Source organism: Novosphingobium album (ex Liu et al. 2023) (assembly GCF_029076845.1).
GTDB lineage: Bacteria > Pseudomonadota > Alphaproteobacteria > Sphingomonadales > Sphingomonadaceae > Novosphingobium.
The window spans coordinates 1-21,684 of record NZ_JARESE010000060.1 but is presented as its reverse complement, the minus strand read 5'-3'; the positions used below and the strand labels follow the sequence as shown (position 1 = coordinate 21,684).

The following is a 21,684-nucleotide window of genomic DNA, read 5'->3' as shown; positions in this document are numbered from 1 at the left end:
TAGTCCGCCGGGCTGGCAATTCCGATTTTCAACGTCGTCATAGCTTTACTCCTCGCTGCGCCAGCACCGCTTCGACTTCTGTCCAGAAGTCGGCCAACAGGCTTGCGGCATCGGCGTATTCGTAAGGGCGAATGGTTCGTAGCCGATGCTTATGGTCGAACGCAGCCGCTTGTTTTGCCCCCGGTCCCGAACCCGACGTCACCGGATGGGCATTGTCGAATCCGACCAACCTTTCGCCCTTCCCGTCGTGCAGAGTGAGCGAGTAGCGCAAGCCGTGCGGTCTCTCGGGTGAGCTTGCCACACGTTTGACCTCGAACTTGACCCAGTGGTTCCCCGAAGGATCGATGACAAACACTTCGCCATCGAGCGGAAGCAAGGCATCAAGGCTCGAGTCGTGCGGCTCATTCACCCTGCATAGTTATCACACGCTGATAACTATGCAACCTGCATCGTTGGCGGGGCCTTTGGTGGGACCCTGGACGGGTCGTCAGTAGGTGCCAGTTCCTGCGATGGCTGGGCAAGTTCGATCCTGCAGGCTAAGGCCGACCAGGGTCCGCGGCATGCACCTCAGGCTGTTCCCTCCATCCGACACCAAGTCACCCCATGAAATCGACCAGTTCCCCCTCAGCGAGATTCCATGTCGGAATGATCGAACCCGGCGCGCGCGCGCCGATCCTGCGCGGCGATGACGGCCTGTGCTGGCGGCTTGGCTTTGTTGACGAAAGCGCGGCGGGAGGGCTCAATGGGCGTGTCCGGGTGCGCGGGCGCATAGTCGATGTTGACAGGATCGAGGTGGAATACGTCGAAGTGCAGAATAGCGCCTGAAAGCTGGATTTGGGCCGGATATCGGTTGGACCCGGATCAGCCTGCGGCCAATTCCATGCATGCTTCCAATAGGGCGTTCCAATCTTCGGGAGGATTGCCTTTGTCGAGCATGGATTTGAAAACGGCGTAGGCATCGCTCTTTGAGCCATAGGTGCGCAGCGTGTTGCTGTCGTTGACCCAGGCGAAGATGATGATCTTTGCGGCAGTCGAGTAGCGGAAGAACAGCCGGAACCGGCCATTGCCGAACTTTGCCCGGAACCAGTGCTTGCGCTCCCGGCCCAGGGTGCCACCTTGCCGGAACTCAGGACGTGAGGGATCGACGGGGATCACCTCGAAAACCAGCTTGCGTATTGCGGCAAGCAACTTGGCGTCAGCGCTGGTGGTATAGGCAATCGGGTCTTTTTCGCGGGCGCGCTCACCGGCGCTCGTCAGCTTATCGAGCTGGGCGAGAAACAGCGGATGCGCGTAAAGTGTCCAACCGTTGACCGTGATCACTTGAGCAAGTCCGGGTCATTGCTCAAAGCGAGACGTCGCCGTCGATCGCGTCATCGAGATCGACCGGAATATTTGCGGTCAGCGCGGCAATGCGGGCGGTGAGATCGGGCGAAAGCGCTTTCACGGCCTCAGGGTGCTGTTTCAGATCGGCAGCCAAAAAGCTCAGGAAGCTCTCGACTGCCGGATCCTCATCGCTATCCGCACGGCAAACGGTCACGCCGCCATCGCTCACGCGAAAGGCAATGCGGCCACCGTAACCGACGCCCAGCGCCTGACGGACTGCCTTGGGGATCGTCGTCTGACCCTTCGCGGTAATGGTGCTGAATTCCTCGAGCGCGATTGCCATAATACTCTCCATGCGACAGCCGGAAGGTAAGGAATAATTCTTACATTGTCAAGTCGCGAGCTCGGCAGCCTAGAGGTCGCCGGGACGACAATCGCCGCAATATATGCGGAGAATAGCGCGCTCAATCACCGCACGCGCCTGAGATCGCGTAATTGCCATCACCAGATCCGGCGCTCTGCGCCGAGGAGTGCGAGGGTGCGGAATGGGCGGCGGGGGCTCACCCTTTTTCCTGGCACATCATTGAAAAATCGGCCCGAACAGGGTATCGATTGCCAGAGCAAGGAGCCCCAACATGAACCACGATCGATACGGACTGGATGGCTTACCCTTGGCTTGCCGCGCAGCGAACACTGATCCTGTCACCGGCCTGCCGTTGCCATCTGTTCCGCATGCCGATCCATCGGTACAGGACGGCAATCCCTACGTTTTGCCGACAGTAGTGGTATGCATGATCGCCTTTGTAATCGTGTTTCTCGTTGAATCCGGAATCGTTGGCTGATTTCAACTGCGTCGTTTAGCAACATGCAGATGATCCCGAGCCGGGTTGTCAGGGAACCGCTCAAAACCGACTGCATATGATGGCCCTAGACGCTCCTGCACGCGTGCGGCCCATTGCGCTCCTTGTGCGTCAGAGATGTTGTTCCCACGGAAGTCGAGCGCCCGGTTGTCATAATGGGCGGAACCAGCAACGTGCTGGGTACTGTCATTGCCCGACGTGACAACGGGCCTTGGCAGGCCAAGCGCCGTTGCTTCCTCTGCCACCACGCCCATGGCTGGTACGAGTTCGCCATCCATCCGGCCTAGTTGCGCGCTGGGTTTGATGCCTAGTCCCAGCTCGCGCGCAAGCTTCGCTCCATCAACCGGCCCATCGGGAGCCGCCAGAAGCGTTCCTCCTTCCAAGGCTGAGGCTACGAGTGCCGACGAGCCCCCGGAAGGCGGCAATGCAACGCTGTCCGGCATGCCAAGCTCGGCATTGCTGCCGAGCGCACCTTTACCGGCGATATCGGATACGTCCGCCAGTTCGTCGATACGCCGATTGCGCAGGTCACTCATCAGGTCATCCATGATGTAGCTGATGGCCTGATCGCGCCTTGCGAGATCGCGGTAGTCGAGGCGCGGGTTCGAGATGTCGGGAAGATGCCATTCAGGATGTTCACGCTGCAGGGCCTCGTAGCGATCCTGGATCAGGTTAGACATGTCGCTCGACACCTGGAATCCATGGCTCTCCGCGTAGCTTGCTTCGGACATCATCCTGCCGCCAATCTCGCGGTACCGCGCAGCCGCCGCGCGCCGCTCGTCGGCCTCGGCAATCCGCCAATCTGTGCCGTCAGTCGTAGTCCGGCTCTGGCTGGCATCGGTATAATCGGAGTTCTGGCTGAATGTGCCCGACGACCGGACATCGCCGCTGTTGCCGCTGACGACGACCCGGCTGCCCACATCCTCGGACTTGTCCGTACCGCGGGTGACCTGGTTCGTCGCAGATCGTTCGGATCCGGTTCTGGCGTCATCCCCCCATTCCCGCCTGCCAAAAATCGAAGCGCCAAGGCCCGCCGAAACACCGCTACCTGCAAGATCCTTCCCGGGCGTTCCAATAGTTCCATTTGCAGAGCCAGTTACCGAGCCTCCAAACGCCCGCTGATCAAAATTCCCACTCGATCGACTGTTGCCCTGCCGCAGGATCAGATCGTCATTCGTGACTTCGCGCGTGGACTTGCCCGATGAGCCCTCGACCATGACATTGCCGCCGACATTGTGGGTGTCTGACGAACGCGACCCGCGCTCGCTTCGCGACCCGCTGACCTCGCTGCTGGCAGCGACCGCACTGCCGAATGTTCCGCGCGAACTGCTCCAGGTCGCCGATGTGCCATTCTCGATGCGCTCGGCCTCGTTCATGTACCACTGACCCTGGTTCCTGAGATCACTGGCGTAACCGCGTGTCATCGACGCCTTGAACGGCAGCTGCGAGATGGCGCCGCTGCTGTCGATCACCGTGTGGCCCTCGCCGTACTGATGGTACATGCGGCCATCATCGCCGCGGAATCCTGAATGGGCGGCGCCAGCCATGAGGTTGGGCGCCTGGTTCCACTGCGCCATCTGGCGGTTGTTGGCATTGAGATTGCCATGGCTGACATCACCGAAGGCATAGTTGCCAGTGGTTCGCTCAAGCGCGGCTGCATCCGCCCCGCCCTGCGCAGGGGCGAGCATCGAGCCCATGTTGGAGGCGACCGACATGGTGCCGCGCATCACCATGAGAGCAAGCACCGGCACCGACATCATCAGGAACCCCGCCATGGTGGCGACGTCCTGATTGACGGCATCGATCCCGGCCCAGTTCACAAGGCTCACCCCGCCCGCTGCCGCCGCATTGGTCTGCGCTGCGAGGCGGTCCATGATGAACATGTGAATGAGGACGTAGATTGGTCCCCAGGCGGCAAGGTAGAAGAAACCGGCAAAATAGCCCTTGAGCGTCGCGATACCGCTGCGCGGAAACAGCAGCAGCGGAAAAACGATCGGAAACAGCGCGTAGAACACGACCGTCAGCACCACGTTCAGCACCGGAATCCAGATCAGCCCCTGCTCGGCCGTGGTGGTCATGGCGTTGCGGGTCTGGGCATCAGCGCGCTGGAGCGCGAAGGAATCGCTGTCGGCATTGCCGAAGTCGAGCTGGGCGGCCTCGAAAGCATCGACCATGCTCTTCTGCTTGAAGAACTGGTTGCGGGTCATGGCGCTGCCGGTGAGCAGCTGCGAGACCACCGGAACATCGGCGGCGAGCTTTGCACCGGCGGCGGCCTGGGTAAGCTTGGGGTACATCGAATGCGCGAATGGCAGCGCATAGGCATTGATCTCGGTGTCCCACTGCGCATCGATCAGGCCCCAAGCCTCTGCGCAGGTCTTGCCCTCGATATCGACCGTCCCGCCACCGGTATCGGTCAGATACTTCATGCCGCGGTTGGTGGCGGCACCCACCCCAAGGTCGGCCCAGAGATCGGTCGACTCGCTGAGCAGCTTCAAGCTCTTGGTGCCGAGCAGGATGTCGTAATAGGCGCACTGCTTGAGGTAGCCGTCCAAGTTGGCCTTGAACACGGGATTGCGGATCTCGAACCCGCGCACCTTGTCCCACATCCGCGCACCGTAGACGAAGCCGCCATTGGAATAGTTCAAGGCCGCCGGCATGACGAACACCGTCTCGGCAGTGCGGGTGAAGTAGTCGCTTACCTGACTGGTGAACGAGGCCATGACGCCGAGCCCGATCGGCACATTGGCGACAGTTGATGGCGCGAGGCCCGGATTGATGCGGTCGGTGACCTTGATCGTGACCGTCGGCACCATGAGCACGAGGTAGATCAGCGTCGACTGGATGAACCAGCGAAACCAGGCGCGCCAGTCGAGATCCATCGCGGTGATGAGGAGCGCGTAGATCAGCCCCATCACCATGACGACCCGGATCAGCGACTTGAACCCGCCCGAACCGGTCCAGGCGGCGATCGCGTTGAAGGTGTTGACGAGATAGTCGCCGCCGCCGACCGTGTAGACCTCGAGCATCCGCCAGCGCCCCTTACTGGACCTGTTGGTTCAAGGTGCGCGAGAAGCGCAGCGCCGCCGACATCTGCGGGCTCAATTGCGTGCGCAGGGTCTTCTCCAGCATCTGCGTGCGCTGGATCAGCGCAAAGGTCTGGTCGAAGCGGTCAGAGGTCCGCGCCGCGATCCCGAGGAAGTTGCGCCGGGTTTCGTAAAGCCCCTCACGCCATTCGCGTAAGCTATCCGCGTCCGCGCCGTTGAAGTCGGACCGCGAATTGATTGCCATGTCGATGAACCGCATGGTCATGGTGGTGACCAGATCGACCGCAACGATTTCGGAAAGGTCGTTGATCTCCTGGGCCGAGATCCCGAACTCGGCGGCCGCGCTCACGGTGATGATCTTGTAGACCGGCACGCTCGCCATGCCGAGAAGCTGGACCTCGCCCGTCGTCAGCGAGGCTCCGGGATCGCGCACCTTGAGGGCCATGGACTCGATAAGCGCGCGAACCTTGGTCTTGATCGCCGCGTTGGGTCCGATCACCATGTCGATCTCGCTGGGGTTCATGCACTTGCTGGTATCCGAGCCGCAGCTCCAGACCTTGTGCGGCGTCGATGACGTGCCATCGAGCATGGCGCTGATCAGCGCGCTATCGGCCGGGCCAATGAACTGGACGCGCGGTTTGCCGCCAGTGCCATTGGGGTCGTAGATCACCGTGCCGACCAGCGTCATCAGGAACTCGCGGAACTGGGCATCGAACCCGCCGTATTTCTTGCCCAAAGCCTCCCAGGTATAGTTGTTGGGCATGCCCGCCTGTTCGCGCATGTCCGGGTCGGAATTTGCGCCCTTCAGGGCCTCGCGCTGGCCGCCGTTGTTGCATTGCTGGCGCGCCTTGGCCCAGTCGGCGACCGCGCCCTGGCTGTTGGCGATCGCCTCGCAGATCACCGAGGAGGCCGTGTCGGAAGTCGGCCACAGCCCGCCCACCAGCGCCTGCGCGGTCTCGCAGCTCGAGATGTTCATCTGGTTCATCTGCTGCACCTTCTGGGCGAGCTCATCCATGACCTTGCCGATCTCGGGCGAGATCGTGTCGATGGCGAGCTTGAAGGCGAAGCCGAGCGCGTTGTTGGCAGTGGCCTTGAGCATGGCCACGAGTTCGGCGGTGTTGATGAACGAGAACGAGCCCGCAAACAGGTCGATGCCGCCGCAGCCGGCGCGCGCGTGCGGCAACTGGATGTTGAAGGGCTGGATGTTCTTTTGCGGAAACCGCGACCAGACCGCCCCGCCCGAATAGTAGCCCGCCGACTGGCCTTGGTAGGCGCTAGGCCCCGTGACGTTTCCCTGCACGCCCATCTCGGACATGAAGTTCTGCATCTCGCCCTCGACTCCGGCAAGTGCCGGGGCCGGCGAGGCGAGCACGATCGAGCCGGCGAGCAGGGTGCCGAGCACCCGCGCCGAGACGCCGGCAAACCGGGGCCGAAGATTCTTTGCGCTGCGGCGACAGGAACGGGATTTTCGCATCAGTAGTCACTCCCGGCGGCAACCTGGGTCAGCTGGAACACCCGGTCCATGATCTCGTCCTGGCTGAGGATTCCGTAGCCGATCGGCATGGGCTGCTTGGTCACGCTGTCGAACAGGACGAGCGCAGGCACTTGCCGGTCGGTGCCCATGCCAAGGCGCTCGTATTGGCCGCTATCGACCATGTAGCCGGGGAAGACCGCCGAAGGTCCGCCGTCCATCGAGACGGCGAGCACCGAGAGCCCGTACTTGTCGCTGACGGCTTTGAGGATTGGCGAGAAGATGTCGCAGGCCCCGCAGCTCGAGGCGTAGAAGTAGAACACCCCGTAGCGCTGCGAGAGCTGGGCCATGACCAGGTCGCGGTCGCCCTTGCGCTGGTCAATCCACGCCCGCTTGCCGAGCGTCGAGACCGGGCGCTGCAATGTGTAGTCGAGCCCTGGATCCTGCCACAGTGCGCGCTGCCAGACATCGGCGAACATCGAGGAACGGTCGAGCTGCTCGCGCTGGAAGCGGACATAGGCAGTAACGTTCTCGGGGCTCGGCTCGAGGATCGCGCGCGCCTTCAGCTCCTCGAGACTGGTACTGATCGCGGCCAGGCGATCCCGCGCGGACGCTTGCGGTGCGGCCGTGGTCCGCGGCGCCTCCTTCGGCTTTTCGCAGTAGAACCAGGTGCCGAGCCTTCGCTCTTTGCAATAAAGCGCGTCTTCCTGCTGTTCGACTTCGACACCGTCGCCGTTCCGGTCGGCCGCAATCGCCAGAGTGGTGGATGCTGCAAGCAGTGCGGCCAGCACAGCGAGCGATATTCGTGACCGCTCGAGCATCATCAGGACCTTTCGGATTTTTCGATGCAGCACTTAAGAACGGCGGCATCCGGGTGTGCCGGGCCGTCACTCAACATACGCATATAAGCGACATGACAGCTGCGCATGATCTTGATCCCCTCGCTCCTGATCGCGTAAACTCCCTCGGTGTGGTGCGCCCAGCCCAGCCCGGCTACCACGTGCAGCGTGCGCTTGAGGCCACCGGGAGGCAGCGGCGTGTCGAGCCAGGTCGATACTTCGCGTGCGACCTCGGCAGAGGTCGACGGTCCGCGGCGGCACAAAGCCAAGACGACGAAGAATTCGGACAGGGCCATGTTGGGCCAAAGCAGGTTGCCGCCGACCGCAAACGCACGCACGTCGCCGGGAGGCTGCCTCTCGTATTTTTTGGTCATGACGATCTCCTCACGGCTTGTGCGCGGCGTAATAGTCCGCGATTTTCTGCTGGATCTGGACGAGGGCGGCGGCTTCGTCGGGGAGCTTCGCGGCTTCCATGAAGTCAGCGTAGACCTCGGAAAAATCCATCGCGGCAAGATCGAGCTGCTGGAACTCGAAAATCGAGAAGCCTTCGCAGGTTTCGGTCTTGGGCTTGCCCCAGGGCTTGCCGATCTGCGGGCGGCCCTGCTCCTGGAGGATGCGGCTGATCTTCGACTGGAAGCAGCAGTAGACGTCCTTCTTGGTGACGCAGATGCCAAGGAAGCTCGATGAGCAATAGGTGCCGACCTTGTGGCAAAGTCCGGCATCGTCCTTTTCGTCGAGCAGCTTTTCGGCCGAGGAGCACAGCCAGGGGGTCAGAAGCGGGATGCCCTTGCCCGAACAGCAGTTCGAAAGCCCGAAGACCTTGTGCGAGCAGCTCTCGCGCGTGCCGCGAAACAGTGTCAGGGCAGCTTCATCGAACTCGGCATTGGCCTGGCCAAGCGCGTTCAGGGCAACGACGGCATCTTTGAATTCGTCGGAGGCCTCGCGCTCTACGGCCTCGCATTCGCCGTTGACGCAGTAGACGTCGCCGCCGCAAATATACTGGGTGGGTTCCTGGACCGTGCCCGGGATCGGGCAGGTGTAGACGCGCTCGATCACGTCGCAGCTGCCATCATCGCGCGGCGGATCGTCGAGGCATATCTCGCGGGTCGGCGAGCAGCCCGCAGTCGCCTCGAGCGTGCCGCAATCGTTGCCGCCACTGACCACGGTCTGGCATTGGTATGTCTTGGTCATTTCCCAGCAGGGCCGGGTGACTGCCACGCCGCCGACGACCCGCGTCTCGTTTGCCGCAGTGCATTGCGCGCTGGCATAGGTGCACGAACCAAGGTCGATGGCGCAGGCGTTGTCGGTCCAGGTCTCGACGAACCATTTCGAGATCGCGCTTTCCGCCGTCATCCCCGCAACATTTGCGGTGCAGACGTAGACTTCCTCGGGCGCGGCGGGCTCGAGGCAATAGAGCGAGCCGCCGCCGAAAGGATCGCCGATGAAGTCCCAGGTCTTGCAAAGTGAGCGCTCAGCTAGGCCAGCTGCGGTGGCGCTGGTGACCGTGCAGCTGGCATTGGAGGCAATCGACCCGCATTGCTGGAGGCCAGTCAGGTATTGCAGCGGCGTGCCGGTGACGGGATCGAAGGTCAGGGCGTCGGCGATCCCCTCGCGGTTGCAGCGATAGACATTGCTCACGACCTGAAATGCGCCCGCAGGCGGCGGCTTTGGCAGCGTGCCCATGAGGTAGGCGCCCGGATCGCTGACCGGGCTGTCGCAGTCGTAATAATCGACCGTCAGGCCATATTCGGGTACCGGATAGCTCGCGGTCCTGTGGCACATGGCATTGCCGGCGAGCGATGCGCAGCCATCGAAACCGGCAGCTGTAACGCAAAGATACTGGTAAAGGGTGTCGTTCCATTCAGCGACTGCCAGGCTGCGGGTGCAGGTCCGTGGCTGCTCCACCACGCTTGAACCCACATGACAGGTCCATTCGGCGGTATTGGCTGTGCCCGAGCCCGGCGGCAGCGGCGTGCAGGATCCGGTCGAACCATCGGCGCTCATGCCGTCCAGATAGGCGTTCGGATCGGCCTCGATTGCGGTGGCGCGAGAAAGATCGCCGCGGGTGATATCGACCGTCGGCCGCGTTGTGGAATTGGCGGTCTGGTAGGCCTCGCTGTTCCAGCCCGCCACCGCGCCATCGCTCTGCATGGCTTCGGAGTTGGTGTAATAGCTCGTCTGGCCCGGATAGGTGTCCTGATAGCCTGGAATCTGCCCGGCTGCGCCCGGCGCCTGGGTCAGTCCTTCGTAGGCTCCGCGCAGCGTGCTTCCAAGCCCACGCGCCTCGGCCTTGGCCTCGTCCGCCGTCATGGTCACAGGCGCGGAAGGGGGCGGCGGTGCGGGCGGCGCGATGCCAGGGTCGATCGCGGACGGCAGGACAGGCAGATTTTCAATCAGGTCGTCGGGCGGCGGGATATAGACCTGTGCGTTTGCTGTCCCGCCAATAAGGCCAAGCACCGCGCCGAGGAGCAGTATTGCTGGCGTGAGCCGGGACCAGGCCCGCCGAGGGAGGGAGCGTGCGCGCATATCAGTCCCGCTTGCGCAAGTTGGCGAGCGCGACGCCGGCGACACCGGCACCGGGACCGCGCGCCGAAGCAAAGCTCTCGAGCGCGTATTCGACCGTGACGTTGCCCGCCATGCGGTCGTGGTCGGGCGCCGCGCTCGAACAATCGAACCCGTCGCACAGCTCGTATGCGCGACCCGTCACCACGAAGGTCGGCGCGGCGGTGACCTTGAAGGCGCGAAACAGCCGCGGGTCGATCGCGATGTGGGCTTCCTGCGCCTGATCGGTGACCACGCGCTTCAGCCCTTCGACAAAGGCCTTGGTGCTGCCGTGCGGAAATCCCCGAAACACGACCACACCCCCGGCCTTTGTCGTGTCGCGGATCAGGGCACTCAGGCTTGCCTGCGGCATCGACAGGCTGGCAAAGACCGTGAACAGCGGCCCCTCGCCCATGGGTGCGCGCGTGTTGGCGGCAGCGCCGCTCAGCAGTTCGTCGAAGTCCACTGGCCCCGCCGGACCCTTGGGTAGACTGGCGGGATCGAGTTCGGAAACCGCCTTCAGGCCTTCATCCCTCAGTTCTTCGGCCTCGGCCCGGTGCGCCTCGCCCCTGCCCGCCACTTCGTCGACGAAGGCTTGCGCCTCCTTCACTTGCTCGGTCCCGCGCGTCTTGATCGCGCCGAGATCGAGGTCGCCGACTGTCTGGGCGAGCGCCGCCGAGACTGCGGCAAGTGCAAGGAAGCCCGCCATACCGGCAAGCGTGGGCCGGGGCAGCTTCCGGATCATGGCGCGCGCGCTCCTCACAGCATGCAACAGTTGCGCTTGCGCCAGACGAGGTAGCCAAAGTCCTCGCCCTTCACCGGGAAGGACTTGCCGGTGTGCGGAATGATCGTGGTCGCGCCGATCGGCGCGCAGGCGTAGCGGCCCTTCACTGTCGAAATGGGATTGGTCATCTGCAGCCGGTATTGCTGCTTGCGCATCACCGGCATCAGGTACTTGTGGCACAGCGCCTTCGAACCCATTGTCCCCCATGCCAGCGCCTGGCGGTGAACCTTGTAGAGCATGCGTTCGGCGACGAGCCGCGAGGCCTGAACCGGGGTCACATGAGCCGGGACATGACCGTTCAGCGGGTACATCGAGCCGTTGCAGCCCGCGCACCAGAACATCTGGTCGATCGGCAGTTTCGCCGTGGAAGCCACGCAGTCTGCGGCGCAGGCGGCCGCGGCAATCGGATTGGCGAAGAGCGCGACTTCGGGATTGAGGATCGAGGTCAGCGCCGAATCCTGCCACAGCGGATCGAGCTCTGTCACATAGGCGACGTCGAAAGTGGTCTGCTCGAAACAGAGAAAATCGGTGAGGATCTCCATCCAGTAGAGCAGCGGGTAGATGTAGTAGTGCGACTGCCACTGCGAGCTGTTCTGGGTCTTGCCGCCGACCTGGCTGCGCCCCTGGACATGGCCGTTGCCGATATCGAAGCCCGGGTTGAGGCTGATCCCGCCAAGATTGGGGAAGCACCAGGCCTTATTGGTTACATCGATCAGCCGCACCGGCTCCCAGAACCCGACCGAAATGCCGATGCGCGGAATGGGCGAGCCGCAGGCACAGAGCGGAAAAGTCGGGTTCTTGGGATCAGGCCGCGAGCCCTTCCAGATCGAGAGGCCGCCGATCGACAGCGGAAACAGGCACGACCAGCAGACATCGGTGATCGGATTGATGAACTTGCCGTGGCAGGTGACCGATGCCGCGCGGGCGGGGCTAGGGCCTACGAAGACCATGGCCAGGACGGCAAGTGCCATGACGAAGACTTTGCGCAGCGCCTTCATGCCCCCTCCCCTCTCTCAAAGGCTTCGTCCGCGCGGATCTTGGCGCGGAAGTAGAACAGGCCATGGATCGGCGCGGCGAGGCACAGCGCGGCCGCGACAAGCGCACCTTTCGGGCCAAGCAGTGCGAGGAGCACTTGCAGCCCGAGCACCGCGCCCGCGAGGCTGGCGCAGAGCGCCATCCAGACAAGCCGCATGATCCTGAGCCCGCGCGTCTCGGGCGCAGCCTGCGGGGTCAGCACGGCGATGAGCAGAGGGTGCTTCATGTCGCCGGCCCTCCCCTGGGACTAGGCGCGGCTCGCACCAGCGGGATCTCAGCAACTTTGAGCGCGTCACCGGACTGGCTCACCACCGCCGGCGTGTGGCGGATGCCGAAGCGGGCGACGAGCATGCCGCCCTGGTCGAAATAGAGCCGGCGCTGGCGGGGCTTCATCTCATCGAAGGGCGAGCCCGAGACAAAGACAATCTTGGCCTTGAGATCGCTCCAGCTGCGCAGCGCCCAGTCTACTTCGGCGGCATTGTTACCGTCGACGAACACCAGGTCCTGGCGCAGTTGCACCAAACCTAGCGGATTGACCCTGGTGCCGCGCGCGGCGATTCTGTTGCCCTTGGTGTCATGAATGTCGTCTTCGGTGACCACCGAGGGATCGAACAGCCATTCGCGCCGCACTGTCGCTGCCGAGAGCCCTTCGACCGGTTTGGGCCGCCGCACGCTGGCTACCGCCTGGTTTTGCATCTGGCGCTGGAGCGCCGCGATCCCGCCCGAGGCCTCGAGCGCGCGCAGCTTCGCCTCGATTGAGGTGAGGAGATCGGTCTCGATAATCGGAAAGGTCTCGCCCATCTGGCCGTGGTCGGCGGCGTGCAAATGTGCGGCGATCGGCCATCCGGTCATGGCAGCAAGGCAGGCGCCGAAGGCGAAGAGGCGGGCCCTGGTCACAGGATCGCGTCCCCGGTGCCGATGATGTGGGCCCGGCAGACAAAACCGATGTCGGCATAGCGGCTGTCGAGCCCGTCGCTATGCGCCGTGCCAAGGTAGTAGCAGTGTTCCGGGATTCGCCCGGTGGGGCCCGGGACGAGCACCTCGCCGCGCTTGGTACGGGGTTTGAGCCGTGCAACCTCCGCCCCGTTGATCAAGACTGCATTGCCCTCGCGGGTGACGAAATCACCGGGCATGCCGTAAACCCGCTTGGCGAACGGCGCTGATTTCTGCCCGAAATGCGCGGTGATGATCGGGGTCACCGGCGGCGTGAACACGACAAAATCGCCGCGCTGAGGTCGGCGGTGCTTGTCTATGAAGAACGCCCAATTGGGCAGCGACTCGGTCGTGTTGATCAGGATTGCGTGATCATCGCGCCAGGCGCTGAGCCAGGCAGTTGCCGCGAGTAGCCAGGCGAGACCCCCGATCGCAAACCAGCGCTGCGCCTGCGGCGAGATCTCAGTAGCCGGGGCCACGGCCCTGCCCCCCTGCCAGCGCAGCTTGCGGCGCTGCTGGCCCAGCCATCGCCGAGCGCATCGCGCCCATCACGTCGTTCGCAGCCTGGTTGGGATTGAGCGAGGCTGGCTGCGGCATGCGGACCTTGGTGTAGACCTCTTTGCGCAGGCTCGCGGTGATGTCAGGAATGTTACCAGCGAGCACCGCCTCGCCCACCAGCACGATCTCGCCTCGCTGCCCACGCGCCTCGAGGTTGCGCTGGATTTCGGCCATGAATGCCCGCGTCTCGGCGGTGACCTGTTCGGGCGGCGTTGCCGAGCGTGCCTGGGCCTGGACATATTCGCCGACAATTGCTGAAAGCTGGACCCGCGCAATTGGCGGTATGGCATCATCGGCCATCAGTTTTTTGGTAACCCAGGCGCCCCAGAGGCCGGCGGCAACGAGGCCGCCAACCAGTGCCACCGGCATCCAGCCCATCCTGCGCGACTGCACGGTAGTGCTTACGTCGGACTGACCTGCGGGGGTCTGCAGGCCAGCCTTGTCCTCGAAAAGAGGGCCGTCGCCTGCCGCTGCCGCAACGCCGGATGCGAGCCTATTTCTGGCCATCGGCCTTCTCCTTTATCTGGTTCACAAGATCGGTGAGCGTGCGGCGACGGAAAAAGCCCACGGTGACGAACAGCCCGGTGCTCCACGCCCAGAACAGCGCACGGAACCCATCCTGGCGTTCGGCCCCGGCCGCGACGTAGCGCGAGGCTAAGTTGCCGAGATGAAGCATGGTGCCCGCGAAAGTGAACTGGCCGAGCACGGCGAAGAATGCCGCCCAGAGGCCGATCACACAGGCCGCAGTGACGGTCAGCCATCCCGAAAGGCGCAGCACGGCATAGCAGGCGTCCTGAAGCCTGCTCGGGGCTGGCCTTGGCAGGCAGCGAGGCGCGCTCCTGCTCATTCGGCGGCTGCCATGAATTCGCCCTCATAAAAGTCGGGCGCACCGGGCGCGGGCGGCACAAAATCGGGAAAGGCAACGCGCTCGATCGCGTCGGGCAGCGCCATGCCGCCCTTCACCAGTTCCTCGATCTTCGAGAAGGTACGCGGGCTCGAGGAATAGAGCGTCGCCGAATAGGGATCGAGGACCAGGCGTCCGACCGCGAGCGTCTCTGGCCCCTTGATCAGCACGTCGGAATATTCGGTGCCGCTCCGCTTCAGCGAACGCAGCAGGGTTTCGGTATAACGGTCCATCTCGAAGCGCTGGTGCTTGGCGAGGTCGCTCACCGTCTCTTCCTTCTGCTGGAGCACGACCGACCAGTCGGAATTCTCGAGCGCGGCGAGCGAACCTTCGGACTTGTAGAAGTCATTGAGCGACTGCGTCGCGGTGATGAGCGAGCCGCCATATTTGCGGCAGGTGCGGGCATAGGTCTCGATCGCCTGGCCCATCTGTCCGCCGCCCAGGAGCTGCCAGGCCTCGTCGATCATTGTGAGCTTGGGCACCGAGCGGTCGAGATCGCGCATGACGCGCAATGTGAGGAACATGAGCGCGGTGAGCGCCACCGAGCGCAGCTCGGGTTTCGAGGACAGGTCCGACAGCTCGAACACCGTGAGCCCGGCGGAAAGGTCGATCGAACAGGCACCTTCAAAGAAGCGGCCGTAAGTCCCGCCAGTAAGGAACGGCGCCATGGCATCGGCCAGGTCGCCGGCGAACGGCGAGGACAGGGCGCGCAAGGCGGCCGCGACATCGTCGATCGTCCCTTCACGCTGTTTTGCCCGCCAGACCGCGCTTACTGCGGAATCGATAAGGCCGCGCTCGGTATCGGACAGGCGGTCCTGCTGGCGGGCCATCTGGCCGACAATGGCTTTCAGCATCGCGAGGCATTCGACCTCGTAGTCCTCGCCGTCCTCGTCGCTGGTCAGCGCCGCGACATCGATCATGTCGAAGGGGTTGAGCGAGAAGCCCGAGGAGAGCTTGAACTCGACAAACGCCCCGCCGAAGGCTTTGGCCATATGTTCGAACGAGCGTCCGTCGTCGATAACGATGACCTTGGCCCCTGCCCCCGACATCGCCGCGCAGACATCCTGCAGGAACACCGACTTGCCCGAACCGGACTTGCCGAAGACCGCGACGTTGTGGTTGCCGGCCGCGTTCTGGAACGGCGACCAGAAGAAGGGCTGGCCGCGGCGGCCGATGAGCAGCACGTGCGGGATCAGCCCGCCGATATGCTCGCCCTGAAGCGGCGCGATCGATGCGGCGGTGGTCGTCAGCATGGTCTTGAAGCGCTTCATGCGCCGCAGGTCCGCCGACAGCCCGTTGGGAAACGAAAGCGGCATGGCCGCGAGCAATCCCATGATCTGCAGATAGCGCTCGTCGATAAGGTCCCACCCGGCCCCCTTGTAGACCGACTTCACCATGCGCTCGTTGATGTCGCCCTTGCCGAGCGGCGAGAGCGCGCCGACGCCGTAATAGGCCTGGCACAGCTTGCGGCCCTGACGGATCTGTCCTTGCACGTACTGCCATTCATCGCGCTGCTCGGAGAGCTGGGGGAGGAAGCGCGCCGATCTGCTGTCGGCCAGGCTCGTCGTGCGCATGACCTTGAGCCCGGTGCGCGAGGCGACCGCTTCATCGTCCTGGAAGGACAGCCCGAGCACGGTCATGACGTTGCAGCCAAAGCGCAGCTTGTCGTTGACCATGTCGCCGATGATCTTCTGGACGTCCCACGGCGCCCATTGCTTGGGCAGGTGACGCACCGCGAAAAAGCGCCAGTCGAAGGTATCGGGGACGACCTCGCCGATCACCGGGGCGCCGTCGATCTCCTCGCCGGTGGGGCGGAAGCGCTCGGTCTTGAGCACGATCCGGTCGGGCGTGACCTGGGTTTCGAGGTCGCGGCGGATGCACTGCACGTTGATCGGATCGAGCTCGGAATAGTGTTCGGGCCGATCGGCGTTGTCGACCGAAGGGCAGAGGAAATCGTCGAGGAAGGCGATGAGCTCAACGGGCCCCATATCGCGCGCCGGGATCGAGAGCGCCTGGCAGGTGCCCATCAGGCTGTCGCGCACAGTCGAAAGCATGTCTGCGCCGATCGGGCTTCGCAGCGAAGCGCCCACGCTCAGGATCACCCGATGCGAGCGCACGAAGAAGGGCGCGTCCTTGGAGATCGACATCCACGCTCCGCGCCGCAGCCAGCGCGCGCGGTGCATTGCCGCGCGCCCATAGACGCCCTTGGCAACCACCCGCGGCATGACCCAGTCGGCGATGCGCTCCCCGATCGACGGGCTTTGCCAGTGGATCAGCTGGATCTCGCAGCCCGACGGCACGGCATCGGAGAGGAACTGCGTCAGGATCTCGCCGCTGCGCTCGTCCGCCCCCACCATCGGGGCGAGCTCGAGGATGAAACCGACAGACTCGGTGTTGATGAACATGCGGCTCTTGGCGTCGAAGCTGCGGTATGGGAGCCAGTTCGACAGCATCGGTGCGCCGAGCAGCGGGCGCTGCGCCTCGGGATGCGCCGCGTCGCCGAAAATCAGGGTGAGAAAGCTGTCCCAGAAGCTGCGGGCGGCCATGACGGGCCTACTCCTCGATCTTGCCGGAAAAACCGGCGGGCGGGTTGGCGACCTTGGGGGCAGGCGGGACCTGGCTTTGTGCCGCGCCTTGTGCCGCAGGTTGCGAGGCGGCCGGTTCTGCCGACCTTTCTAGTGGCGGCGATTGAACCGTGCCGACGCTGCCCGACGCCTTGGGGACCCGCGCAAGCTGCGCCTGGACTTCGGACTTGATGGCATCGACCGGCGACACTGCGCGTCGCTCGGTGCCCCTTGCCCGGGCTTCGGCAACGAGCCTCGGGTCGGGCGGCCCGCCTTGTACCTGCGAGGCGACCAGAGCCTGGGTGGGGGCGTCCCTGAACTCCTGAGCGGTGTCATTCATCCCCGGCATTGGCGCAGTCATGGTGCCGGCCAGCGATGCAGGGATCGCAGCTGCGGCATCGCCGCGGCCCGCGAGCTGATCACCCGCATTGGGCTCGCCCGAGGACAACTGCATCCAGCCTCCCTGGTCGGCGACGGTATGGACAATGCGCGGTTCGTGCAGGTTGCCCGCACCATCGACAAAGGCGGGGAACACAACTTTCAGGACCCGGCGCTCGCGGTGGACGAGGCCTTCGCTGGCGGCCGCCAAGCGTCCGCGTCCGGCAGGTGCGAGGGCTGCGACTGAGGCTGGCCTCCGCGCCGATGGCTGAAAGTAAGGCCCGGCCGGACTCATTGGCCGTGCGTTCTGGATAACGGAAAGCGCCTGGTCATCGATCACGGTCGAGGGCGCGCAGGTGCCGCCCGGCGCATTGCACGAAAAACTGCCCTTGATGTTGCTGCCCAGGAAGGTGGTGCAGGCCGCCATCTGCGTCGCGGCAAGGCCAAGAACGGCGGCGTCCGCGACTTTCGAGCGCGGCGAAGCCTTGCGCCGGGCCGCCAGCGCGCCGAGCTTTCCGGCAAGCCGCCAGAAGGCGTGGGCAGCCTCGAGTGACATCGAAAGCGCCGACAGACTCGCAAAGCCAGAGGATCGGCGCCAGGCACGCCGGCGCAAGTGACCGAGTTCCTGGGGCGCGAGGTCCCTGCCAGTGGCAGGGCCAAAGGCGGCGCGGATATCGGTCCACAGGGCGGTGGCTTCTGCGAGGCTCAGCCGCACATCGGGGATCGTCACTTGCCCGCGCGAGCGACGTCTGGCGGCGCGCTGGAATCCCGCAAACTGCAGCGCCGACAGCGAGGTCACGAGCGCGCTCCCTTGAGCCAGGTGATCAGGAATTCCTTCGGGCGGAACCCTTCGATCACTGCGCCGTCCGAGCGGACGATAACCGGGGTTCCGGCAATGCTGTTTTCACGCGCGAAGCGTTCGTTGGCATCGAGCGGCGAGGTGTCGCAAGGCCGCGTGTCGGCGATCGGCTCACCCGCATAGGCAGCCTTGACCGCGCGGCGGCGGTCGCGCGCGCAGAACACCTGGTTGGCGAGATCACGACTGCCGAGCACCGAGATCGGCCGCTCGATCACCCGCACGTTGAGGCTCTCGAGCACGCCTGAAAGCGCGCGGCAGTAGCCGCAGCGAAAGTCGCTGAAGACGGTGACGGTCTGACCCGATGGATTTCCCCAGACGATGCCGCCGGCCTCGGGCAGTGCGGCCAGGGACATCGTCCGGGGGGCCGCCTGCGCGGCAGCTGTGTTCACACCGCGCCTTGGCGATTCGACAGCTTCGGCCTCACGCCGGCTGCCTGCTGCACCGCCCACCAGCAGATCGGGATTGACCTCGAGCAGGCGCACAGCGGTCAGGTCCTGGCGGGTCTGCATGTCGTAGACCCGCCCGATCATCAGGTAGCGTGCCGTCTTGTCGACGTAGAACAGCTGCGAGCCTGCGGTCACTTCACAGACCCCGTCGACCACCTGGCAGTTGACGCGGGAGACCTGCGTGCGCGGCAGGCGCTCCTTGAGCAGGGCTGCGACTGACGTATCCTGCGGTGATGGCCTTGCGGGTGCCCCCTCGCTTGCCTGCGCCCAGACCAGCGATGCGCCGCTGCCGAGCGTCACGGCGGCAAGTGCCCAACCCATTTGGCGCAGGTGCAGTTGTTCAAGCTTCATGCGTTTTCTCCTCACCCGCTGATGAACACGCCTTCGAGGAAGACGATTTCGACATCGATCCCGGTCGGCATCTCGATAACGGGCTGATACTGCTCGGCCCGCTCGATCAGGTACTTGGAGACCATGTCAGCCGAGGTCGCGACGCCCTCGCCGAGCCCGCCTTCGAGGATCTCGCCCGCCCCGAGTTTCGGGCGCTGGCCGTTCACCGAGACATTGGTGCCTGTCATCAGCGAACTGGTGTTGGCCGAAAACCCGCGCCCGAACCCGCCGGCGAGCCCGGCGAGAAACGCCTGGCCGACAAGCGCGCCTTCGCGGCTCACCACCCGGCCCCGCACCCCGGTCTTGCCGCCGAAGGCGATAAAGCCCTTGACGTCGGAGACCGCGTAGCGCCCGCCCGGCTGCGGGCAGGTCATGCGCTGGAGTTTGACGTAGACCTTCTCCGAGGAGAGGTCGGCGCGGGCCGCACCGTTGACGAGGCAGCCGGCGATATTGGTCGTGAGCAGCCGACCGTTTTCGTAGACAGAGCGCGCCGGTCCGGTAATCCGCAGCACGACTGGCAAGGGATCAGTCTGGCTCTCGACCCCCGCAATGGCATCGACCCCGACGATCACCTTGGCGACCGCGATCGAATTGGGCGGCAGATAATTTGCGCTGTCGGTAAAGACCGTATTGCCCTTGGGCACCGGTGTGCCGGTCCCGCTCGCGCCTTCGCTGAACGAAACCAGGCTCACTTCACTCCCGCGCATCGCCGGAAGACCTGCTGCCGAGGCTGCTGCCTGTCCGGCGGGTGTCGACGGCAGCGGTCCGCCAACCCGCGGAGCACCGGCGACCTGGTAGCTTGGCGGGCTGGTGCGTCCGTAAAGCGCATTTGGTCCAGCGCTCGCACCAACCGGCGATTGGCGCGCGGCATTCAGCGCTGCGCGCAGCTGCTCGTTTTCCGCCTGGTAGGCCGACAATACGCGTTCGGTATCGGACGAGATGGCTCCGCCCTGGCCTCCGCCAGCACCTTGTGCAGCTGCCAATTGCTGTTCGAGATGGTCGGCGCGCTCGGCCCGGGAGGCGAGTGCGCGCATGTTGTTGTTCATTGACATCATCTGCGCTTCGGACTGCGCGCGCCACTCCTTCTCAGCCATGTTCTTGTTGACCAGTTCGTCGACCGAGACGCCTTCGGCGGCTTGCCTGACCTCGGCATCGCTCGCCTTGCCGCTATCGTCGAAGATATAGAGAGAGCCCGCTACCAGCGCTGCGGCGCCTGCTGAACCGAGCAGCAGCATCTGCTTTTTCCGGGTCACCTCGTTGGCGGCGATGGCATCGCCGAGCGGCGAGGCATCGTCGCCCCCGCCAGCATCGAGCGCCTTGGGTACTTTCCGGGGCTCTGTTGCAAACTCTGATGCGGTTGCCAACGTTGGGCCTTGTCTTGGTAAGGTCGGTTGTGATGGACGATTTCAAAGGGCGGCATTTTACCGGAGAAGTCATCCTATGGGCGGTCCGCTGGTACTGCCGGTACGGTATCAGCTACCGTGATCTCGAGGAAATGCTGGCGGAACGTGGCATCGATGTCGATCACACGACCATCTATCGCTGGGTGCAGCGCTACGCGCCGGAGATGGAGAAGCGGTTGCGCTGGTTCTGGCGGCGCGGCTTTGATCCGAGCTGGCGTCTCGATGAGACTTACGTGAAGGTGCGGGGCAAATGGACCTACCTCTACCGGGCGGTCGACAAACGGGGCGACACGATTGATTTCTACCTGTCGCCGACCCGCGGCGCCAAAGCTGCGAAGCGCTTTCTTGGCAAAACCCTTCGCGGTCTGAAGGACTGGGAAAAGCCGACGAAACTCAACACCGACAAGGCGCCAAGCTACGGCGCCGCAATCGCCGAGTTGAAACGAGAAGGAAAGCTCGCCCCAGAAACCGAACACCGGCAGGTGAAATACCTGAACAACGTGCTCGAGGCCGACCACGGCAAGCTCAAGATGCTGATCAAGCCCGTGCGTGGTTTCAAATCGATGCCGACAGCCTACGCCACGATCAAGGGCTTCGAGGTGATGCGCGCCCTGCGCAAAGGGCAGGCCCGGGCATGGTGCCTGCAGCCAGGGATCAGGGGAGAGGTGCGTCTGATCGAAAGATCATTTGGCATTGGCCCCTCGGCCATGACCGAGGCCATGGCCATGCTCAATCAGCATTTCAACAAAGCGGCCTGATCCCAACAAAGGCGCGGTGCCGCTCGGCGGTCCCGAATGTTTGCAACAGAGCCATATACAGCGTCTTCACGCCGATCTGGGCGAGCCATTGCTGCACCGCCGTGGCGATAAATTCGGGGCCATTGTCCGACCTTATATGCGCGGGCGGTCCGCGCGTGACGAACAGGTCGGCCAGCGCTGCGAGCACGTCATCGCTCCTGAGCTTGCGCGCTACCGGCAACGCCAGGCACTCCCGGCTCGCCTCATCGATGATCGACAGGATCCGGTATTTGCAACCATCGTGGGTGCGCCCTTCGACGAAGTCATAGGACCAGACATGGCCGGGATACTCGGGCCGCAGCCGGATACATGATCCGTCGTTCAGCCACAGTCGCCCGCGCTTCGGCTGCCTTTGCGGCACTTTGAGCCCCTCGCGACGCCAGATGCGCTCGACACGCTTGCGGTTCACATGCCACCCCGCATCGCGCAGCAACGCCGTCACCCGGCGATAGCCATAGCGACCATATTGCCGGGCCAGCGCGATTATATCGTAAGCGATAATTATCCCCCACGCGGGGCGGCTGGGCACGGGCTTCGGTAGGAAGCCGGCGGCTA

Annotated in this window: 22 protein-coding genes and 1 pseudogene; 3 read left to right on the top strand and 20 right to left on the bottom strand. The window is 64.1% G+C overall.

Going from position 1 to position 21,684, the window contains the following annotated elements; genetic code table 11:
- Positions 1-37: 37 nt before the first annotated feature.
- The gene (locus PYV00_RS17020; RefSeq protein ID WP_066213976.1) at positions 38-409 is read right to left on the bottom strand and encodes a toxin-antitoxin system TumE family protein; all 372 of its coding nucleotides are present in this window, start codon (positions 407-409) and stop codon (positions 38-40) included.
- A 236-nt stretch (positions 410-645) separates the two neighbouring features.
- Between PYV00_RS17020 and PYV00_RS17015 the strand changes: the two genes are divergently transcribed.
- Entirely contained in the window at positions 646-825 is a 180-nt protein-coding gene (locus PYV00_RS17015) for a DUF5818 domain-containing protein (RefSeq protein WP_275229486.1), read from the top strand.
- 36 nt (positions 826-861) lie between these two features.
- On the opposite strand, the gene PYV00_RS17010 is transcribed toward PYV00_RS17015, so the two are convergent.
- Both PYV00_RS17010 and PYV00_RS17005 read right to left on the bottom strand, forming a co-directional pair.
- Positions 862-1,320, bottom strand: a complete 459-nt coding sequence (locus PYV00_RS17010) for a type II toxin-antitoxin system YhaV family toxin (protein WP_428981653.1) — start codon at positions 1,318-1,320, stop codon at positions 862-864.
- Between the two features lie 22 nt (positions 1,321-1,342).
- Complete coding sequence (locus tag PYV00_RS17005; protein ID WP_275229485.1) at positions 1,343-1,666, bottom strand: type II toxin-antitoxin system PrlF family antitoxin; 324 nt, start codon at positions 1,664-1,666, stop codon at positions 1,343-1,345.
- Positions 1,667-1,958: 292 nt separating this feature from the next.
- On the opposite strand from PYV00_RS17005, the gene PYV00_RS17000 reads away from it, so the two are divergent.
- A complete protein-coding gene (locus PYV00_RS17000) occupies positions 1,959-2,165 on the top strand; it encodes a hypothetical protein (protein WP_275229484.1) in 207 nt (68 codons plus the stop codon).
- 2 nt (positions 2,166-2,167) lie between these two features.
- On the opposite strand, the gene PYV00_RS16995 is transcribed toward PYV00_RS17000, so the two are convergent.
- From PYV00_RS16995 to PYV00_RS16920, 16 genes are all read right to left on the bottom strand, one after another.
- On the bottom strand, positions 2,168-5,209 hold the full coding sequence (locus tag PYV00_RS16995) for a conjugal transfer protein TraG N-terminal domain-containing protein (RefSeq protein WP_275229483.1): 3,042 nt from the start codon (positions 5,207-5,209) through the stop codon (positions 2,168-2,170).
- Positions 5,210-5,222: 13 nt separating this feature from the next.
- Positions 5,223-6,701, bottom strand: a complete 1,479-nt coding sequence (locus PYV00_RS16990; RefSeq protein ID WP_275229482.1) for a conjugal transfer protein TraH — start codon at positions 6,699-6,701, stop codon at positions 5,223-5,225.
- A complete protein-coding gene (gene traF / locus PYV00_RS16985) occupies positions 6,701-7,519 on the bottom strand; it encodes a conjugal transfer protein TraF (protein WP_275229481.1) in 819 nt (272 codons plus the stop codon). Before traF ends, PYV00_RS16990 begins: the two co-directional genes overlap by 1 nt.
- 2 nt (positions 7,520-7,521) lie before the next feature.
- Positions 7,522-7,911 (bottom strand): hypothetical protein, encoded by a 390-nt coding sequence (locus PYV00_RS16980; protein ID WP_275229480.1) that lies wholly within the window; start codon positions 7,909-7,911, stop codon positions 7,522-7,524.
- 10 nt (positions 7,912-7,921) lie between these two features.
- A complete protein-coding gene (locus tag PYV00_RS16975) occupies positions 7,922-10,063 on the bottom strand; it encodes a conjugal transfer protein TraN (RefSeq protein WP_275229479.1) in 2,142 nt (713 codons plus the stop codon).
- Between the two features lies 1 nt (position 10,064).
- On the bottom strand, positions 10,065-10,823 hold the full coding sequence (gene trbC, locus PYV00_RS16970; protein ID WP_019054090.1) for a type-F conjugative transfer system pilin assembly protein TrbC: 759 nt from the start codon (positions 10,821-10,823) through the stop codon (positions 10,065-10,067).
- Positions 10,824-10,837: 14 nt separating this feature from the next.
- Positions 10,838-11,860 carry a conjugal transfer pilus assembly protein TraU gene (traU, locus tag PYV00_RS16965; protein ID WP_275229477.1) on the bottom strand — a complete coding sequence of 341 codons (1,023 nt, stop codon included), beginning with the start codon at positions 11,858-11,860 and terminating at the stop codon, positions 10,838-10,840.
- A complete protein-coding gene (locus PYV00_RS16960) occupies positions 11,857-12,123 on the bottom strand; it encodes a hypothetical protein (RefSeq protein WP_275229475.1) in 267 nt (88 codons plus the stop codon). Before PYV00_RS16960 ends, traU begins: the two co-directional genes overlap by 4 nt.
- A complete protein-coding gene (gene traW / locus PYV00_RS16955; protein WP_275229474.1) occupies positions 12,120-12,794 on the bottom strand; it encodes a type-F conjugative transfer system protein TraW in 675 nt (224 codons plus the stop codon). Before traW ends, PYV00_RS16960 begins: the two co-directional genes overlap by 4 nt.
- A complete protein-coding gene (locus PYV00_RS16950) occupies positions 12,791-13,309 on the bottom strand; it encodes a S26 family signal peptidase (RefSeq protein WP_275229473.1) in 519 nt (172 codons plus the stop codon). Before PYV00_RS16950 ends, traW begins: the two co-directional genes overlap by 4 nt.
- Positions 13,293-13,895, bottom strand: coding sequence for a type-F conjugative transfer system protein TrbI (locus PYV00_RS16945; protein ID WP_275229472.1), 603 nt, complete (start codon positions 13,893-13,895; stop codon positions 13,293-13,295). Before PYV00_RS16945 ends, PYV00_RS16950 begins: the two co-directional genes overlap by 17 nt.
- Positions 13,882-14,166, bottom strand: coding sequence for a hypothetical protein (locus PYV00_RS16940; protein ID WP_275229471.1), 285 nt, complete (start codon positions 14,164-14,166; stop codon positions 13,882-13,884). Before PYV00_RS16940 ends, PYV00_RS16945 begins: the two co-directional genes overlap by 14 nt.
- 65 nt (positions 14,167-14,231) lie before the next feature.
- Positions 14,232-16,838, bottom strand: coding sequence for a type IV secretion system protein TraC (gene traC, locus PYV00_RS16935; RefSeq protein WP_275229470.1), 2,607 nt, complete (start codon positions 16,836-16,838; stop codon positions 14,232-14,234).
- A 7-nt stretch (positions 16,839-16,845) separates the two neighbouring features.
- Positions 16,846-18,033 carry a hypothetical protein gene (locus PYV00_RS16930; protein ID WP_275229469.1) on the bottom strand — a complete coding sequence of 396 codons (1,188 nt, stop codon included), beginning with the start codon at positions 18,031-18,033 and terminating at the stop codon, positions 16,846-16,848.
- Positions 18,030-18,890 (bottom strand): DsbC family protein, encoded by an 861-nt coding sequence (locus PYV00_RS16925; protein WP_275229468.1) that lies wholly within the window; start codon positions 18,888-18,890, stop codon positions 18,030-18,032. Before PYV00_RS16925 ends, PYV00_RS16930 begins: the two co-directional genes overlap by 4 nt.
- Before the next feature lie 11 nt (positions 18,891-18,901).
- Positions 18,902-20,293 (bottom strand): TrbI/VirB10 family protein, encoded by a 1,392-nt coding sequence (locus PYV00_RS16920; protein WP_275229467.1) that lies wholly within the window; start codon positions 20,291-20,293, stop codon positions 18,902-18,904.
- Between the two features lie 32 nt (positions 20,294-20,325).
- On the opposite strand from PYV00_RS16920, the gene PYV00_RS16915 reads away from it, so the two are divergent.
- Positions 20,326-21,090, top strand: a complete 765-nt coding sequence (locus tag PYV00_RS16915) for an IS6 family transposase (protein ID WP_026109285.1) — start codon at positions 20,326-20,328, stop codon at positions 21,088-21,090.
- A gap of 49 nt (positions 21,091-21,139) precedes the next feature.
- Here PYV00_RS16915 and PYV00_RS16910 read toward each other — a convergent pair.
- Positions 21,140-21,684: pseudogene (locus tag PYV00_RS16910) on the bottom strand (DDE-type integrase/transposase/recombinase); the annotation flags it as partial.

Coding starts and splice junctions, on each gene's coding strand:
- PYV00_RS17015 (WP_275229486.1), top strand. CDS start 646: ATGATCGAACCCGGCGCGCGCGCGCCGATCCTGCGCGGCGATGACGGC.
- PYV00_RS17005 (WP_275229485.1), bottom strand. CDS start 1,666: ATGGCAATCGCGCTCGAGGAATTCAGCACCATTACCGCGAAGGGTCAG.
- PYV00_RS17000 (WP_275229484.1), top strand. CDS start 1,959: ATGAACCACGATCGATACGGACTGGATGGCTTACCCTTGGCTTGCCGC.
- PYV00_RS16995 (WP_275229483.1), bottom strand. CDS start 5,209: ATGCTCGAGGTCTACACGGTCGGCGGCGGCGACTATCTCGTCAACACC.
- PYV00_RS16990 (WP_275229482.1), bottom strand. CDS start 6,701: ATGCGAAAATCCCGTTCCTGTCGCCGCAGCGCAAAGAATCTTCGGCCC.
- traF (WP_275229481.1), bottom strand. CDS start 7,519: ATGCTCGAGCGGTCACGAATATCGCTCGCTGTGCTGGCCGCACTGCTT.
- PYV00_RS16980 (WP_275229480.1), bottom strand. CDS start 7,911: ATGACCAAAAAATACGAGAGGCAGCCTCCCGGCGACGTGCGTGCGTTT.
- PYV00_RS16975 (WP_275229479.1), bottom strand. CDS start 10,063: ATGCGCGCACGCTCCCTCCCTCGGCGGGCCTGGTCCCGGCTCACGCCA.
- trbC (WP_019054090.1), bottom strand. CDS start 10,823: ATGATCCGGAAGCTGCCCCGGCCCACGCTTGCCGGTATGGCGGGCTTC.
- traU (WP_275229477.1), bottom strand. CDS start 11,860: ATGAAGGCGCTGCGCAAAGTCTTCGTCATGGCACTTGCCGTCCTGGCC.
- PYV00_RS16960 (WP_275229475.1), bottom strand. CDS start 12,123: ATGAAGCACCCTCTGCTCATCGCCGTGCTGACCCCGCAGGCTGCGCCC.
- PYV00_RS16945 (WP_275229472.1), bottom strand. CDS start 13,895: ATGGCCAGAAATAGGCTCGCATCCGGCGTTGCGGCAGCGGCAGGCGAC.
- traC (WP_275229470.1), bottom strand. CDS start 16,838: ATGGCCGCCCGCAGCTTCTGGGACAGCTTTCTCACCCTGATTTTCGGC.
- PYV00_RS16925 (WP_275229468.1), bottom strand. CDS start 18,890: ATGAAGCTTGAACAACTGCACCTGCGCCAAATGGGTTGGGCACTTGCC.
- PYV00_RS16915 (WP_026109285.1), top strand. CDS start 20,326: ATGGACGATTTCAAAGGGCGGCATTTTACCGGAGAAGTCATCCTATGG.